Here is a 14,673-nt window from a genome sequence, read left to right as displayed (position 1 = left end):
GGGCCTGGGGGTGACTTCGTGCGCGTGGAGTGATCCGGCTCACACCCTGTCACAGCGATCGACCGCGCGGTGTCTTGATGCCGAAGCCAAGAAACGAAGGAGACACCGTGACCGGGACCGGGAACACCGAAGTGATCGTGATCGGCGGCGGGTACGCCGGGGTCATGGCGGCCAATCGACTGACGCAGCGCGACGACGTGAGCGTCACTCTGATCAACCCGCGCCCGAGCTTCGTCGAGCGGATCCGCCTGCACCAGGTGGTGGGCGGGTCCCACGACGCGGTCGTCGACTACCGGGAGGTGCTGGCCGAGGGCATCGGTCTGGTGGTGGACACCGTGACGCGGATCGACGCGGCCGGGCGCCGTGTGACCCTGGCGAGCGGCGGTGCGGTCGGCTACGACTACCTCATCTACGCGGTGGGCAGCGGCAGCGCCGACCCGCACGTGCCCGGAGCGGCCGAGTTCGCCCACCCCCTTGCCGACCTCGAGGAAGCACGGCAGCTGCGGCAGATCGTCGACGCCGCTCCCGCCACGGCTCCGGTGACCGTCGTCGGAGCCGGTCCGACGGGCATCGAGACCGCCGCCGAGCTGGCGGAGGCGGGCCGGACCGTGACCCTGGTCTGCGGCGACGTGCTGGGCCCCTACCTGCACCCGCGGGGCCGGCGCTCGGTCGCCGAGCGGCTGGCCGCACTCGGTGTGACCGTGATCGAAGGCCCCGGCGCGAAGGTGACGGCGGTGACGCGTGATGCCGTGGAACTCGCCGACGGCCGCAGGCTCCCTAGCACGGTGACCATCTGGACCGCCGGGTTCGGCGTGCCGGACCTGGCCGCGCGCAGCGGGCTGAGCACCGACGCCGTGGGCCGCCTGCTCACGGACGAGACCCTGACGAGCGTGGACGACGTACGCATCGTCGCGGCCGGTGATTCGGCGGCGCCGTCGGACCTGCCGTTCCGGATGAGCTGCCAGGCCGCCGGGCCGCTGGGCGGACACGCCGCCGACACCGTGCTCAACCGGATCGCGGGTGAGCAGCCCGCGCCGCTCGCCCTGGGGTTCGTCGGCCAGTGCATCAGCCTGGGCCGCCGGACCGGCATCTTCCAGGTCGCACGCAGGAACGACCGCGCGATGAGGCTCCACCTCGACGGTCGCCCTGCCGCGAAGCTCAAGGAGCTGATCTGCCGGGGCACCGTCAAGCAGCTGGCCAACGAGGCGAGCAACCCCGGTTCGTTCAAGTGGGCCTGGGCCAAGGACGCCAAGCGTCAGCCTGTGCTGGAAGCCAGGCGCAGCGAGGCACTGACCACCCGCTGACCGGACAGATGATCAGATCGAACCCCTACCCACGAACGAGAGGGCGAGACATGAGCGACCACGCCACCGACCCGGCGACCGAGACGTTCGTCGCCCACCGCAACCTGCTCTTCACCGTCGCCTACGAGATGCTCGGATCGGCGGCCGACGCGGAAGACGTCCTCCAGGAGACCTGGCTGCGGTGGGTCGAGGTCGACTTGGAGCAGGTGCGCGACCAGCGCGCGTACCTGGTCCGGATCACGACCCGGCAGGCGCTCAACCGGCTGCGTACGATGAGCCGCCGCAAGGAGGCGTACGTCGGCCCCTGGCTGCCCGAGCCGCTGCTCACCGCTCCGGACGTGGCCGAGGACGCCGAGCTCGCCGAGAGCGTGTCGATGGCGATGATGCTCGTCCTCGAGACGTTGTCGCCGACGGAGCGCGCCGTCTTCGTGCTGCGCGAGGCCTTCGACGTCAGCTACGAGGAGATCGCGGCGGCCGTCGACAAGAGCCCGGCGGCCGTCCGCCAGATCGCGCACCGCGCCCGCCGGCACGTCGATGCCCGCCGCCCTCGCGAGGTGGTCTCCCCGAGCCAGACCCGGGCGGTCCTGGAGTCGTTCCGGCGTGCGCTCGACACCGGGGACCTGCAGGGCCTCCTCGACGTGCTCGCCCCCGAGGCCGTCCTGGTGAGCGACGGCGGCGGCATCAAGCAGGCCGCGCCGCGGCCGATCATCAGCGCGGACAAGGTGGCCCGCTTCATCATCGGCGGCGCCGGCAAGAACGGAGGCGCGCTCACCAGCGACCCCACCGTGGTCAACGGCAACCCGGCACTCGTCCTGCGTCTGAACGGCGAGATCGACGGCATCCTGGCGATCCGTGTCGAGGACGCACGCATCACGGGCCTGTACTACGTCCGCAATCCGGAGAAGCTGTCCCGCGTCGAATCCGAGACCCCGCTCACCCTGCGGTGAGCTCTTGCTCCCACCGGCAAGCCGACCGCCCCGCGTGGGCTGCGGACCCCCGTCCCCCAGCCCACGGCCGGGGCGGTCCAGCTCCCGGGGCATCGCGCCCCCGGCAAGGGGGCGCGACGGCGGCTCAGTGAGCTAGACGTGAAGCGTCGAGCGTTGAGCCCCGTTGCATCTAGCGCACTAGATGGCTGGATGAACATACGTCGTCCCTCATACGCCCTGTCAAGCGACTGGCGAGGTGCGCGTGCACCGACGTGGCGTGGGTCACTTTCACCGGTGTCCGCTAGCCGGGTAGACGGACTTCGTTGCACTGTGTGGCGAGATCCATCTAGGCCGGTAGATAATGAGGGTGGTGGTCCAGCAGTGGACCAGGGGACCCAGCAGTAGACGGGAGCAGTGACGGTGATGGGTGAGGAGACCCCCACCGGCCGGCGAGACACCATGGGCGACCGCCTCGGTTTCTTGATCGAGACGATCCACCCGGCGGGCCGCGGTCCGTACACGTACCAAGAGATCGCCGACGGAACGAAGCAGATGCCCGGCCCCTCCGTCTCGCACGGCACGGTCCAGACCATCCGCTTGAACAACAATCCGAACCCCGGCATCGACTCGATCCGCGCGATCGCCAACTTCTTCGGCGTCACCGTCGGATACCTCGCCGACGGCGAGAACGCCGACGCGATCGAGCAGCGGATCGAGGAGAGGATCTCGCGGCTTCGGGAGGAGATGGGCAAGGCCGCCGCGGCCGACGAGTTCGCCCAGGTCCTGGAGGACGAGCAGGTCAAGGCCGCGGCCTTCCGCCTCAGTGGGCTGTCCGCCGGGTCCATGAGGTCCGTCACCGGCTTGATCAAGCAGCTCCGGAAGGCCGAAGGGCTGCCGGACGTGAAGCCCCGCCGTCGCCGCCCCAAGGAATCGTGAGACGCGATTCAGCCACACGACCCGCGTAAACAAGCGTGTTTCGGTCTGTCGATACGCCCTTTTTCCGCCACCGCACGCTTCCGGCTACCCTCGAGCCGATCAGGAGTGCGAAGCAAGCGAACGGCATGGAGCAGTTGAGCTCCACGCCGGAGAGAGCTGACGGGCGGGGAGTGCGGCTATGCGGCGGTGGTGGAAGCGCGCCGATGCGGAGTGCACCGCCGTTGCCGACCAACTCGTCATCCCCCAACCGTTCGACCTCGAGGTCTTCTGCGCGGGCATAGCCGAGCAGCGCGGCCGGCCGCTGATCCTGCTGCCTCTCGACGGGCCTCCCGACCCGGCCCTGCCCTGCGGGATCTGGCTCGGCCTGGAGGTCGCGGACCTCGTCTTCTACGACGCCGTCGCGGCGGAGATCCTCAAGGTGCAGATCGTCCTCCACGAGATCTCCCACATGCTGCTCGGTCACGTCGCTCCCGAACTCGACCTGCCGGCACAGCCGTCCGAGGACGAGATCGCCCGCGCCTCCGAGCACTTCCACCACCTGCTGGCGCGCACCCAGACGACCGTCTCCGGTCTCGACCGCCCCGACCTCCCCGTGGCTTCCATCATCCGCGCCGAGGCGGCCCGGATCAGGAGCGTGGCCCGCATGACCGAATCGATCGACGAGGAACTCGGCCTCGACATCGACCGCCTGGCGCACCTCATGGGGCGGAGCAAGTTCGCGAGCCCGCAGGAGCGACAGGCAGAGACCCTGGCCACGCTCATCCACGAGCGGGCCGGCCGCTACACGACGCACTCGACCTCCAGCGAGGCCGAGGACCGTCTCGTACGCCTCCATGACGCCCTCGGGCACCCCGTTCGAAACACGTGGTCGTGAAGTGAAGCACCTCGAAATCGCCGTCTTGGGCATGCTCTGGGCGGTGACGGCCTGGCGGGTCCCCTCAGCCGTCCGCACCGTCAAGCAACGAGCTCTGTGGATGGCGTTCGCCGCCCTGACCCTCTCCATGACGCTCCGTCTCCCCGGGCTGATGCACGCCTTGGACGACCGGGCGGGAGTCAACAACCTGTCCACCCTCGTCAAGCACTGGCTGGGCGTGATCGCGGCCGGCGCGGTCGTCGACTTCGTCGTCGCCATCGCCCGGCCGGAGACCGGCCGTCGGCTGCGAGCCCGCCACTACGTCGCCCTGACCGCGATGACGGCCATGGCGGTGCTCTTCGTCTTCTTCGTGCCGCGGCCCCACGAGATGACCGACTTCTTCGAGGAGAGCGCGGGCAACGGCTGGGCCACGGCTTACTACCTCGTCTTCGTCACCTACCTCGGCATCGCGATGGCCACCGCCACCTGGCTCTTCTGGGGCAGCGCGCGGCACGCCAGTGCCCGGTGGCTGCGGACCGGCGTACGCCTCATGGGCATCGGAACCGCCGTCGGCGTCCTCTACACCCTGGTGCGGTCCGGGTACATGACGAGCCGTGTCGCCGGCCTCACGGACAGCACCGGCGACATCGCGGTCGACAACGCCACCGATGCCCTGAAGTACGTCGCGATCGGCTTCATCCTCGTCGGAAGCAGCATCCCCGCGTTCGGCGTGGCCTGGCGCACCGTCCAGGACGGCCGGCACCACCGGCAGCTCCAGCCGCTGTGGCAGGACCTGACCGCGGTCACTCCCGACATCGTCCTCAGGACCGGGCTCCTGCGCAGCCCCCGCCTGCGGCTGTACCGGCGGGTGATCGAGATACGCGACGCCGCCCTGGCCCTCGACGCCTACGCCGACGACGACGTACGCGAGCGGGCGCAGCGCGCCGCGCGGCAGGCAGGGTTCGACCCGGCGACGAGTCCGGCGGCCGAAGCCCTCTGGATGCGAGCAGCACGCGAGGGCAAGGCCCGCGGCGCCCTGCCCGCCGGAAGCACCCAGGAGCCGGGCCCCGTCGGAATCGACGAACTCGACTTCGCCACAGAGGTTTCGCGGCTCATGCAGCTCGCCCGGGTCTACCACTCCCCCGTGGCCGACGCGTTCCTCACCACGACCAGCAAGGAGACGACGGCGTGACGACCACGATCACCCCGGTCACCCGGCCCGACGAGTCCCGCGCCGCGCGCCTGGTCACCGACGGTCTCGATCCCAAGACGTGGATCATCGCCGACACCGTCCTCATCGGCTGGCACACCGGCCGCTTCGCCGGGATCGGATGGGGGCTCCTCGGCTGCCTGTTCGCCGCGGTCATTCCGCTGGCCTTCATCAAGTACGGCATCCGCCGCGGCCGCTGGGCCGACCGGCACGTCGGCCAGCGGCAGCAGCGCATCATCGTGATGACCTTCATCATCGGCTCGGTCGCCACCGGTATCGCGTTGCTGGGTGCCTTCAGCGCACCCCGGACCATGATTGCGCTGATCGCGGCCATGCTGGTCACCCTGGCGGCCCTCCTCGCCGTGACCCCTGCCTGGAAGATCAGCGTGCATGCCGCCGTCTCCTCCGGAAGCGTCGCGATGCTCACCATGACGTACGGGCCCTGGGTGCTCCTCGCCTACGCGGTGGTCGCCGTCGTCGGCTGGTCCCGGGTCGAGCTCAAGGACCACACCCTGGCCCAGGTCCTCGTGGGCGCTGCCGTGGGCGGGGCCGTCGCAGCCGCTACCTTCGCGCTGGTCCGGTAGGCGGCGGGCACCGGCCCGCGGGCAGGGCCGTGGCCGACGAGGCGCGGCCCGCCACCGAGGAAGAGCGGAAAGACCGCGAGCGCCGGCGTCAGGTGCGGCCTTCGCCCTCCTGGGCGGACTCGAGCTCCGGCGCCTCCGCAGCCCAGTCCGCCAGGACCACCTTGAAGCCCGCGGCGCGCGCCGCCTGGCAGACGAGCTCGTCGTCGTCCACGAGCATCCGCACCTCGCGGCCCCGGGCGATCCGCCGCAGCACCTCCAGCTTGGTGGTCCGGGCCGGCCTGCGGTCCTGGTTCCCGCGCATCCACACCCGCCCCTCGGGCAGCCCGTGCCGGTCCAGCCACTCCTCCGTGTCCGCGCGGCACCGCTCCGGGCGCCCGGTCAGGTACACGACCTCGCAGTCGGCCGCCTGCCCGACCGCCAGCGCCACCCCGCGCGCGAGCGGCGGGTCGGCCGGGGCCGCGCCGAAGAAGCCGTCCCAGTCCCGGGGACGGCGCTCCAGGAAGTGCTGGCGGTGGTCGGTGTCGGCCAGGGTGTTGTCGATGTCGAAGACGGCCAGCGGCGGACGGTGGTTGCTGTCACTCATGCAGGCCAGAGTAGGCAGGGAATCGTTTCGGCGCGTGTGCGTTACAGCCTTGTGTGATCCGGAAACTCTCCATCCTCGACCGGTCCCGCACCCGCGAGGGGCACCCCGCCCCGCAGGCCCTGCGCGACACCGTGGAGCTCGCCCGTGCGGCGGAGCGGCTCGGCTACCACCGTTTCTGGGTGTCCGAGCACCACAGCGTCCCCGGAGTAGCGGGCTCCGCGCCCGCCGTCCTGGCCGCGGCCGTCGCCGGGGCCACCCGACGGATCCGGGTCGGCACCGGCGGGGTGATGCTGCCCAACCACCAACCGCTGGTGGTCGCCGAGCAGTTCGGGGTCCTGGAGTCGCTGTTCCCGGGCCGGATCGACATGGGGCTCGGCCGCTCGGTCGGCTTCACCGGCGGGATCCGCCGGGCGCTGGGCCGGGACACCGGGGACGCCGACCGGTTCGAGGAGCAGCTGGCGGAGCTCCTGGGCTGGCTCGACGGCACCCAGCAGACGCACCCCCAGGTGCACGCCCGCCCCGCGGAGGGGCTGCGGATACCGGCGTACGTGCTGGCCACCGGCGAGGGCGCCGGGATCGCGGCCCGGGCCGGACTGCCGCTGGTGGTGGGCGACCTGCGGGCCCGGGGCCGGGTCACGGAGGTCATCGGGCGCTACCGTGAGGAGTTCCGCCCCTCGGCCGGCGGCTCGGAGCCGTACGTGATGATCTCCGGGACGGTGGCCGTGGCGCCGACCCCGCAGGAGGCCCGGCGCATCCTGGTCCCGGAGGCGTGGTCCCTCGCGTACTCCCGCACCCGGGGCAGCTTCCCGGCGCTGCGCCCGGCGGAGGAGGTCGAGGCCCTCGCCATGACCCCGAAGGAGCGGGAGCTGTACGAGGGCGGCCTCGCCGGGCACGTCCACGGCACCGAGGAGCAGGTCGCGGCGCAACTCGCCGAGGTGGCCGAGCTGACCGGCGCGGACGAGCTGCTGGTCACCACGTCCACGTACGACCGCGTGGCGCTGCTGGACTCGTTCGAGCGGCTGGCCCGGGTGGCGGGGCTGTGATCCGGGGCGGACCGTCGACGCGGCCCGTACACGCCACCCGTGCGGGGGCCCCGTAAACTGGGGCGAATGCACCACTCCACCGCCACCGCACCCCAGGCCCACCACGACTCCTTCGTACGGGTGAGGGGTGCCCGGGAGCACAACCTGCGCGGCGTCGACGTGGACATTCCGCGCGACGCGCTGACCGTGTTCACCGGGGTCTCCGGCTCCGGCAAGAGCTCGCTCGCCTTCGGCACGCTCTACGCCGAGGCCCAGCGCCGGTACTTCGAGTCGGTGGCCCCGTACGCCCGCCGCCTGATCCACCAGATCGGCGCCCCGAAGGTGGATTCCGTCACCGGGCTGCCGCCCGCCGTCTCGCTGGAGCAGCGGCGCTCCTCCCCCGGCTCGCGGTCCTCGGTCGGGACGGTGACCCTGCTGTCCAACTCCCTGCGCATGCTGTACTCCCGCGCCGGGACCTATCCTCCGGGTGCCGAACGGCTCGACTCCGACGCCTTCTCCCCCAACACCGCCGCCGGGGCCTGCCCGTCCTGCCACGGCCTCGGCAGCATCCACCGCACCAGCGAGGACCTCCTCGTTCCGGACCCGGCGCTGTCGATCCGCCAGGGTGCGATCGCGGCCTGGCCCGGCGCCTGGCAGGGCAAGAACCTCCGGGACATCCTGGAGGCGCTCGGGTACGACGTGGACGCGCCCTGGCGGGAGCTGACGGCGAAGGACCGCGAGTGGATCCTGTTCACCGAGGAGCAGCCGGTGGTCACGGTGCACCCGGTGCGGGAGGCGGACCGGATCCAGCGGCCCTACCAGGGCACGTACATGAGCGCCCACCGCTATGTGATGCGGACCTTCTCGGACAGCAAGAGCGCCACGCTGCGCGCCCGCGCCGAGCGGTTCCTCGCCGATTCCCCGTGCCCGGTGTGCGCGGGGCGGCGGCTGCGGCCCGAGGCACTGGCCGTGACGTTCGCGGGCCGCACCATCGCGGAGCTGGCGGCGCTGCCGCTGACCGCCCTGGACGGCGTACTGGCCGGCGCGGCCCCGGACGGCGAAGCGTCCCGGGTGCTCGCCGAGGACCTGCGGTCCCGCATCGGGCCCGTCGTGGAGCTCGGGCTCGGCTACCTGAGCCTGGACCGCACCGCGCCCACCCTGTCGGCGGGCGAGCTGCAGCGGCTGAGGCTGGCGACGCAGCTGCGGTCCGGGCTGTTCGGGGTGGTGTACGTACTGGACGAGCCGTCGGCGGGGCTGCACCCGGCCGACACGGAGGCGCTGCTCGGCGTGCTGGACCGGCTCAAGGCGGCGGGGAACACCGTGTTCGTGGTGGAGCACCATCTGGATGTGGTGCGGCATGCGGACTGGCTGGTGGACGTGGGTCCGCTGGCCGGGGAGCACGGCGGGCAGGTGCTGTACAGCGGGCCGCCGCAGGAGCTGGCCGGTGTGGCGGCGTCGGCGACGGCCCGCCATCTGTTCGCCGAGCCGGGGGCAGGGCCGGTGCGGGAGGTTCGGGAGGTTCGGGAGGTTCGGGAGGCGACCGGTTCGGTCCGGCTCACCGGTGCCGACCGGCACAACCTGCAGGGCGTGGACGCGGAGTTCCCGCTCGGGGTGTTCACCGCCGTGACGGGCGTGTCGGGGTCGGGCAAGTCCACACTGGTGGGCCAGGTGCTCGCCCGGGAGGTCGGCGAGCGGCTCACCGACCCGGGGTATCCGGTGCGGCGGCTGGTGGAGGTGGACCAGAAGCCGATCGGCCGGACGCCGCGCTCCAACCTGGCGACGTACACGGGGCTGTTCGACGTGGTGCGCAAGCTGTTCACGGCGGCTCCGCAGGCACGGGCGCGCGGCTGGAAGGCGGGCCGGTTCTCCTTCAACGTGCCGGGCGGCCGGTGCGAGACCTGCACGGGCGAGGGATTCGTCTCGGTGGAGCTGCTGTTCCTGCCGAGTACGTACGCGCCATGCCCGGATTGCGCCGGGGCCCGCTACAACACCGAGACCCTGGAAGTGCGGTACGAGGGGCTCAGCATCGCGGAGGTGCTGGCGCTGACGGTGGAGTCCGCGGCCTCGTTCTTCGCGCAGGTCCCGGCGGCGGCGCGCAGCCTGCGGGCGCTGGAGGACATCGGGCTGGGCTATCTGCGACTGGGGCAGCCGGCCACGGAGCTGTCGGGCGGCGAGGCGCAGCGGATCAAGCTGGCCACGGAGCTCCAGCGGCAGCGCCGCGACCACACCCTGTACGTACTGGACGAGCCGACGACGGGGCTGCATCCGGCCGATGTGCAGGTGCTGCTGCGGCAGTTGCACGGGCTGGTGGAGGCCGGGCACTCGGTGGTGGTCGTCGAGCACGACATGGAGGTGGTGGCGGGCGCGGACTGGGTGATCGACCTGGGCCCGGGCGGCGGCGCCGACGGCGGCCGGATCGTCGCGTCGGGCCCGCCCGCTCGGGTGGCCCGCACGGCGGCGAGCCGCACAGCCCCTTACCTGGCCCGCGCGCTGGAGCGGGGATCCAGGTAGGACCGCCCGGATCCGGGGAGCAGGCCGAAGACGGCGATGCACGCGGCCCACACCACGGCCAGTCCGACCAGCACGAGCAGCAGCCACGGCCAGCCGCCCCGGACCTGTTCCAGCTCCCAGGCCCGCAGCTGCACCCTGCAGTGCGCGTTCACCGCGTCGTCGGTCATGCCGCACAGCGGCTCGGGTTCGGCCGCGGGGAGGACCGTCGCCTGTTCGTGGCCCGTGGGGGCGTGCGGCAGGAGTTCGGGGTGGGCGTCGAGCCAGGCGGTGAAGGTGTCGCGCATGGCTGCGTGCCCGCGTTCGTTCGGGTGCAGGCTGTTGTGGAGCCACTTGGCGGGGCTGAAGCGCTGTGCGGCGAGCCCGTTGACCGTCTCGATGTCCACGAAGTTGACTCCGGCTGCGCCCTTTCTGCGCTCGCACAGCTGGAGCCGGTGCGTGGCGAAGCTGTCCTTCATCTCGGCCATGTAGGTGATGCCCGCCGTGTCGGCCGCCTGGCGCATCGTGGTGTCGAGCTGTTCCACGAACGTGCGGATGAAATCGCGCTCGGCCTTCGTCAGGGCCACTCCGCTGCAGCGGCCGGCTGCGGCGATCGGCTGCGGGTAGGGCACGGCCACGATGGGCACGCCGGCGGGCACGGCCTGCCGCAGGGACCGGTAGGTCGCGATGAGGTCCTGCCGGACCTTCGGCAGGTTGTTCAGGAACAGGGACCTGCGGGTCTCGCAGTCGCCCGGCGCGAGGCACGCCTCTCCGAGGATGGCGAACCCGGCGTCGTTGCCGCCCAGGGCGACGATGACGAGGGCCGGGTGGAACGAGGACGCCACGCCTTTCAACTGGTCGATCTGGGTGCCCGGTTCGCCCGGCTGCACGCGGGAGCGGCCGCCTCCGGAGCGGGGGTTGACGTTGTAGGTCCGCGCGCCGGAGCAGGCGAGGAACAGCACGCGGTCGAACCGCGGGCCGGCGGTGCCGAGTCCGACCGCGTAGGCGGAGGGCGAGCGCCGGCATTCGTTGCGGCCGCCGTCGTCGGTTCCCTCGAAGTAGCTGCTCGCGCCCTCGCCCGACATGTAGGAGTCGCCCAGGGCCACGAGGACGCGCTGTCCGCCTGCGGGGTCGAGGGCCTGGGGGTGGCGGTGCTCCGGGGGCGCCGCCGCGAGGAGGCAGAGCCCCGCGAGGACGAGGGCGACGTCGGCGTGCGTGTTGGAGACGATGGCCGCCAGCAGGAACAGCGCCGCCCCGACGAGCACCGCACCCAGCACCCAGTCCCGCTGGACGAGCCACAGGCAGGACAGGACGACTGCGGCGGTGACGACGAGGCCGAGGATCCCGGTGACCCCCACACCGGCCCCGGGCCCCGCGGCGGAGCGCCGCGCCCGCAGGAGGCGCACGCCCCATTCGGACAGGAGGTTGAGGCTCAGCGGGAGGCACGCGAAGAGGGCCGCGCCGAGGCTGATGAGCAGGCCGACGTAGAGACCGCCCTTGGCCTTGGGCAGCACGAGGGCCGCGATGACCGCCACCACCGCGGTCAGGGCCATGAGGGCCGCGCCCCACAGCAGCAGCGCCCTCCTCGGCCGGCCCGGTTCGACTCCGCGCCACGCTTCGGCGAACCAGCCCAGACCGAGCAGCAGGAGCACCGACCCGACGAGCGGCAGGGCGTCCCCCTGCACTCCCGCCAGGTGGAGGACGAGTACCACCACTCCGGAAGCGGTCAGCAGGCCGGCCGCCCGGAGCAGCCAGCGCGGGATGTGCCCGCCGGGGCCCGGCTCGTGACCTGCGCCCAGCTGCCGTCCGACGAAGACTGCGCTGCAGACCCCGAAGAAGCCCAGAGCCGCGTACAGCTCGCGGAGCGGCACTCCGCGGCTGGACTCCACGACGAGCACCACGGCGCCCAGGACGAACAGCGCCCGCGGCCCCCACCACATCAGCATGGCGCGCCGGTCCCGCCTGCCGACCGGCGCTGCCGGCTCGCCACCGTGCATGTCCCTGCACCCTTCTGTGCCGGTCGGACGACGACGCTCGGACCACGTCGGCCTGCGCCTGACGGGCTACGCATCCCCCGGCAGCAGGTGCTGCGGAAGTTCGCGGAAGCTCCACCGGCCCTGCCGGCGGGTGAACAGCCAGACCAGGTCGTAGCGGTCGGGCCAGGCGGCGGGGATGCCGAGCACCTGGTGGGCGCCGAGGGAGTGGATCAGGCGGGGGACGCCGGTGTGCTCCCAGCAGACGAGTACGGGCATACGGGCGGCCAGCACGGCCTGGCCCAGGGCCGGTTCGGCTCCGACGGCGAACTCGCCGCGCAGCGGGGTGCGCAGGGTCGCGGCCAGCGGCTCGACCGTCTGGCGGCAGCGGGCGGGGGCTCCGGCAGGGCCGCCGGCCGCGAAGACGACCGCGGGGCGGGGCAGCGTGGAACCGCCGGCGGGCAGGAAGAGGCGGTGCAGTTCCTCGGCCCGCCGGCGGCCGCGTCCGGCGAGGGATCCGGGGTGCTCGTCGCCGTCCTCGTCTTCGCCCAGGTCCCCCGCGTACGGCTTCTCCGCGTGCCGGATCACCATGACGAGGGCGTCCTTCGGTGCGGGTTTCGGGCCATGGGCCGTGGTGCCGGACGGGTCCTCCGCGGAGCAGCCGGCCATCGCGAGCGGGGCGAGGGCGGCGGCCGCCAGGAGGGTGCGGCGGCGCGGTCCGGACCCGGCGGGGGCTTGTGGCATGGGGCCCACTGTCCCGCACGGGCCGGACGCGGGCGGGTGCGGCGCGTCGTACGGCGGCCACGAGCGCCCGGTCGGCCGATCGGATCCGCCGATCGGGTCAGCGCGTCGGGTCCGCCGGTCGGCTCAGCCGGTCGGCAGGGGCTTCTCGTACGGGGAGGGCACCGGGAAGTACGCCTCCAGGAACGCGGTGACCGCGCGCTGCTGTTCCCGGGGCGAAAGGCCGGGGCCGGCGTCGTCGTCGGCGAGGCAGAACGCGTCGGCCGAGCGGTCGGCGGCGAGGCCGGGCAGCCGGTGGATCTCGTCGGCCCGGCCCGTGCTGACGTACGCGTGGACCAGTTCGCCCTCGACCGCGCGGGCGTCGGCGAGGGCGAGGTGGGAGGCGAGAGTGACGGGCGCGAGGTCCTCGGCGCTGCGGAAGACGGAGCGGCTGGTGGTGGTGAGCCGGCCGGGCAGCCGTTCCTCGACGTGGGCGAAGAGGGAGCGGCTGAGCGGGTACGGGGTGTGGGCCAGGATGTGCGGATAGGTGCGGCCCACGGCCTGTTCCACCGCGCGGCGGGTGGCCTTCTGGGAGGCGGTGAAGACGTCGTCGTCATCGCTCGGGTCGTCGGGGGCCACGGCCCGCCGGTCGTGGAAGACCTTGGGCAGCCCGGAGGAGAGGAAGTAGTTCTGCGGGCACTGCGGGCGGCCGAGGAAGATGTCGTCGTTGAAGTAGAGGAAGTGCTCGGCGAGGCCGGGGATGCGGTGGAGCTGGCTCTCGATGGCGTGGGAGTTGAACACCGGAAGGCCGGTGGGGTCGGCGAACAGTTCGCGGTGGTCGACGACGGTCAGCCGGGGGTGGTCGGTGGCGAGCCAGGGCGGGGTCTGGTCGTCGGTGACGATGAAGACGCGGCGGATCCATGGCGCGTGGGCGGCGATGGAGCGCAGGCAGTAGCGGAGTTCGCCTCGGTCGCGGTAGCGGTTCTCGGCGTGGTCGACGAGGGCGTGGCCACGGGTGCCGGCCTCGGCCGCGGCGGCATGGTCCCGGCGGCGGCGCCAGGCGGCGTCGCCGGCGTCGACCCAGGTGATCACGGCGTCGACGGGGAAGTCGATGTCGTCGGGGAAGCGGCCTGCGAAGGCGTCGACGACGGGGTGGTCGCGGTCGCCGACGCGGAGGGTGGCGGTGGCTTCGAGGGTCGGCACCCACCAGCCGTACGGGGTCTCGCGCAGGCCGGCGATCGCGCCGATGCCGGAATCGGCGGCTTCCCAGAATTCCAGGTCGCAGCCGGTGTCGGGGCCGTAGGCCAGGGTCCGGCCGGAGGTGACGACCGGCTGGAAGAGGCGGATGCCCTTGATCTTCGGGTGCGGCGGGTCGGCGGGCCCGGACTCCCGGGCCGCGACCGCTTCGGGGAGTGCTTCGGCGAGGACCTCGCCCGCTTCCCCGCCGTCGCCGAAGAGCAGGGCGTACACGGGGAGCCCGGTGAAGGCCGCGGCGCATGCCTTCAGGGCGGCGGCGCGGTCGTCCGGGGCGATGGCCACCCGGTGCCGCAGCCCGCCGTCGGGGACCAGTCCGTACGGGACGGCCGCCGCTTCGAGTGCCTCGGCGACCGCGTTCAGGCCGGCGTCCCGGGCGCCGGCGGGCAGCAGGTCGTCGCGGACCCGGGCGAGCCGGCCGCGGTGCCGGACCAGGCCCGGCGTTTGCCCCAGCAGCTCGTCCTCACGGGTCCGGCCGGCCGGGGGCGGCGCCTGGCCCCCGCTCCCGGTGCGCTCCCGGTGGGCGGCGTCCGGCTGTTTCGGTACGCCGCCGGGCCGGCGCAGCGTCCGTACGATCCGGCGCAGGCCGACGGGAAAGGGGAAACGGGAAGGGCCCTGCATATACGACCTCGCGAGACGGCGCCGGTGTGCGGCACCCGAGGATGCGGGCGGCACCCGGCGTGAGGGGGTGCGGTGCCGTCCGGCAGGCAGGGGCGGATGCCTCGTTCACCTCCACCTTTCCCGTCGTTCATTTTTCACGCAAGTGTCTGAAGTCTCTTTGTCCGCATCTCACAGGACCTTCTCAGATTCGGCGGTCGCGG

Annotated in this window: 12 protein-coding genes; 8 read left to right on the top strand and 4 right to left on the bottom strand. The window is 72.7% G+C overall.

Translation table 11 applies throughout. From position 1 onward, the window contains the following. The first annotated feature begins 107 nt into the window (after positions 1 to 107). The 6 genes from IF09_RS0130620 to IF09_RS0130595 all read left to right on the top strand — a co-directional run bounded on the left by IF09_RS0130620 (position 108) and on the right by IF09_RS0130595 (position 5,813). Positions 108 to 1,304 (top strand): NAD(P)/FAD-dependent oxidoreductase, encoded by a 1,197-nt coding sequence (locus tag IF09_RS0130620; RefSeq protein WP_030301236.1) that lies wholly within the window; start codon positions 108 to 110, stop codon positions 1,302 to 1,304. 50 nt (positions 1,305 to 1,354) lie between these two features. Next, positions 1,355 to 2,251 carry an RNA polymerase sigma-70 factor gene (locus IF09_RS0130615; RefSeq protein WP_030301234.1) on the top strand — a complete coding sequence of 299 codons (897 nt, stop codon included), beginning with the start codon at positions 1,355 to 1,357 and terminating at the stop codon, positions 2,249 to 2,251. 402 nt (positions 2,252 to 2,653) lie between these two features. Continuing rightward, on the top strand, positions 2,654 to 3,166 hold the full coding sequence (locus tag IF09_RS0130610) for a hypothetical protein (protein WP_030301232.1): 513 nt from the start codon (positions 2,654 to 2,656) through the stop codon (positions 3,164 to 3,166). Positions 3,167 to 3,344: 178 nt separating this feature from the next. Further along, the gene (locus tag IF09_RS0130605; RefSeq protein ID WP_030301229.1) at positions 3,345 to 4,040 is read left to right on the top strand and encodes a hypothetical protein; all 696 of its coding nucleotides are present in this window, start codon (positions 3,345 to 3,347) and stop codon (positions 4,038 to 4,040) included. A 1-nt stretch (position 4,041) separates the two neighbouring features. Beyond that, a complete protein-coding gene (locus tag IF09_RS0130600) occupies positions 4,042 to 5,211 on the top strand; it encodes an MAB_1171c family putative transporter (protein ID WP_051833143.1) in 1,170 nt (389 codons plus the stop codon). Beyond that, on the top strand, positions 5,208 to 5,813 hold the full coding sequence (locus tag IF09_RS0130595) for a hypothetical protein (protein WP_030301225.1): 606 nt from the start codon (positions 5,208 to 5,210) through the stop codon (positions 5,811 to 5,813). Before IF09_RS0130600 ends, IF09_RS0130595 begins: the two co-directional genes overlap by 4 nt. 88 nt (positions 5,814 to 5,901) lie before the next feature. Here the strand turns inward: IF09_RS0130595 and IF09_RS0130590 are convergent, their stop codons facing one another. Further along, complete coding sequence (locus tag IF09_RS0130590) at positions 5,902 to 6,396, bottom strand: nucleotidase (protein WP_030301223.1); 495 nt, start codon at positions 6,394 to 6,396, stop codon at positions 5,902 to 5,904. A gap of 53 nt (positions 6,397 to 6,449) precedes the next feature. Between IF09_RS0130590 and IF09_RS0130585 the strand changes: the two genes are divergently transcribed. After that, the gene (locus tag IF09_RS0130585) at positions 6,450 to 7,439 is read left to right on the top strand and encodes an LLM class flavin-dependent oxidoreductase (protein ID WP_030301221.1); all 990 of its coding nucleotides are present in this window, start codon (positions 6,450 to 6,452) and stop codon (positions 7,437 to 7,439) included. A gap of 66 nt (positions 7,440 to 7,505) precedes the next feature. Next, positions 7,506 to 9,929: an excinuclease ABC subunit UvrA gene (locus tag IF09_RS0130580; protein WP_030301219.1), complete on the top strand. Its 2,424-nt coding sequence runs from the start codon at positions 7,506 to 7,508 to the stop codon at positions 9,927 to 9,929. Here IF09_RS0130580 and IF09_RS42090 read toward each other — a convergent pair. From IF09_RS42090 to IF09_RS0130565, 3 genes are all read right to left on the bottom strand, one after another. Beyond that, positions 9,893 to 11,902 carry an SGNH/GDSL hydrolase family protein gene (locus IF09_RS42090; protein WP_030301217.1) on the bottom strand — a complete coding sequence of 670 codons (2,010 nt, stop codon included), beginning with the start codon at positions 11,900 to 11,902 and terminating at the stop codon, positions 9,893 to 9,895. The two genes, IF09_RS0130580 and IF09_RS42090, sit on opposite strands and share 37 nt — an antisense overlap. A gap of 66 nt (positions 11,903 to 11,968) precedes the next feature. After that, entirely contained in the window at positions 11,969 to 12,622 is a 654-nt protein-coding gene (locus IF09_RS0130570) for a hypothetical protein (RefSeq protein ID WP_234321199.1), read from the bottom strand. A gap of 123 nt (positions 12,623 to 12,745) precedes the next feature. Further along, positions 12,746 to 14,473: a stealth conserved region 3 domain-containing protein gene (locus IF09_RS0130565; RefSeq protein ID WP_051833141.1), complete on the bottom strand. Its 1,728-nt coding sequence runs from the start codon at positions 14,471 to 14,473 to the stop codon at positions 12,746 to 12,748. Positions 14,474 to 14,673 lie beyond the last annotated feature (200 nt).

It is taken from the genome of Streptomyces katrae (genome assembly GCF_000717655.1).
In the GTDB taxonomy this organism is placed as follows: Bacteria; Actinomycetota; Actinomycetes; order Streptomycetales; family Streptomycetaceae; genus Streptomyces; species Streptomyces katrae_B.
The sequence above is the reverse complement of the archived record's forward strand: the minus strand, read 5'-3'. Positions and strand labels throughout refer to the sequence as shown.

Coding starts and splice junctions, on each gene's coding strand:
- IF09_RS0130565 (WP_051833141.1), bottom strand. CDS start 14,473: ATGCAGGGCCCTTCCCGTTTCCCCTTTCCCGTCGGCCTGCGCCGGATC.
- IF09_RS0130610 (WP_030301232.1), top strand. CDS start 2,654: ATGGGTGAGGAGACCCCCACCGGCCGGCGAGACACCATGGGCGACCGC.
- IF09_RS0130570 (WP_234321199.1), bottom strand. CDS start 12,622: ATGCCACAAGCCCCCGCCGGGTCCGGACCGCGCCGCCGCACCCTCCTG.
- IF09_RS0130615 (WP_030301234.1), top strand. CDS start 1,355: ATGAGCGACCACGCCACCGACCCGGCGACCGAGACGTTCGTCGCCCAC.
- IF09_RS0130605 (WP_030301229.1), top strand. CDS start 3,345: ATGCGGCGGTGGTGGAAGCGCGCCGATGCGGAGTGCACCGCCGTTGCC.
- IF09_RS0130580 (WP_030301219.1), top strand. CDS start 7,506: ATGCACCACTCCACCGCCACCGCACCCCAGGCCCACCACGACTCCTTC.
- IF09_RS42090 (WP_030301217.1), bottom strand. CDS start 11,902: ATGCACGGTGGCGAGCCGGCAGCGCCGGTCGGCAGGCGGGACCGGCGC.
- IF09_RS0130590 (WP_030301223.1), bottom strand. CDS start 6,396: ATGAGTGACAGCAACCACCGTCCGCCGCTGGCCGTCTTCGACATCGAC.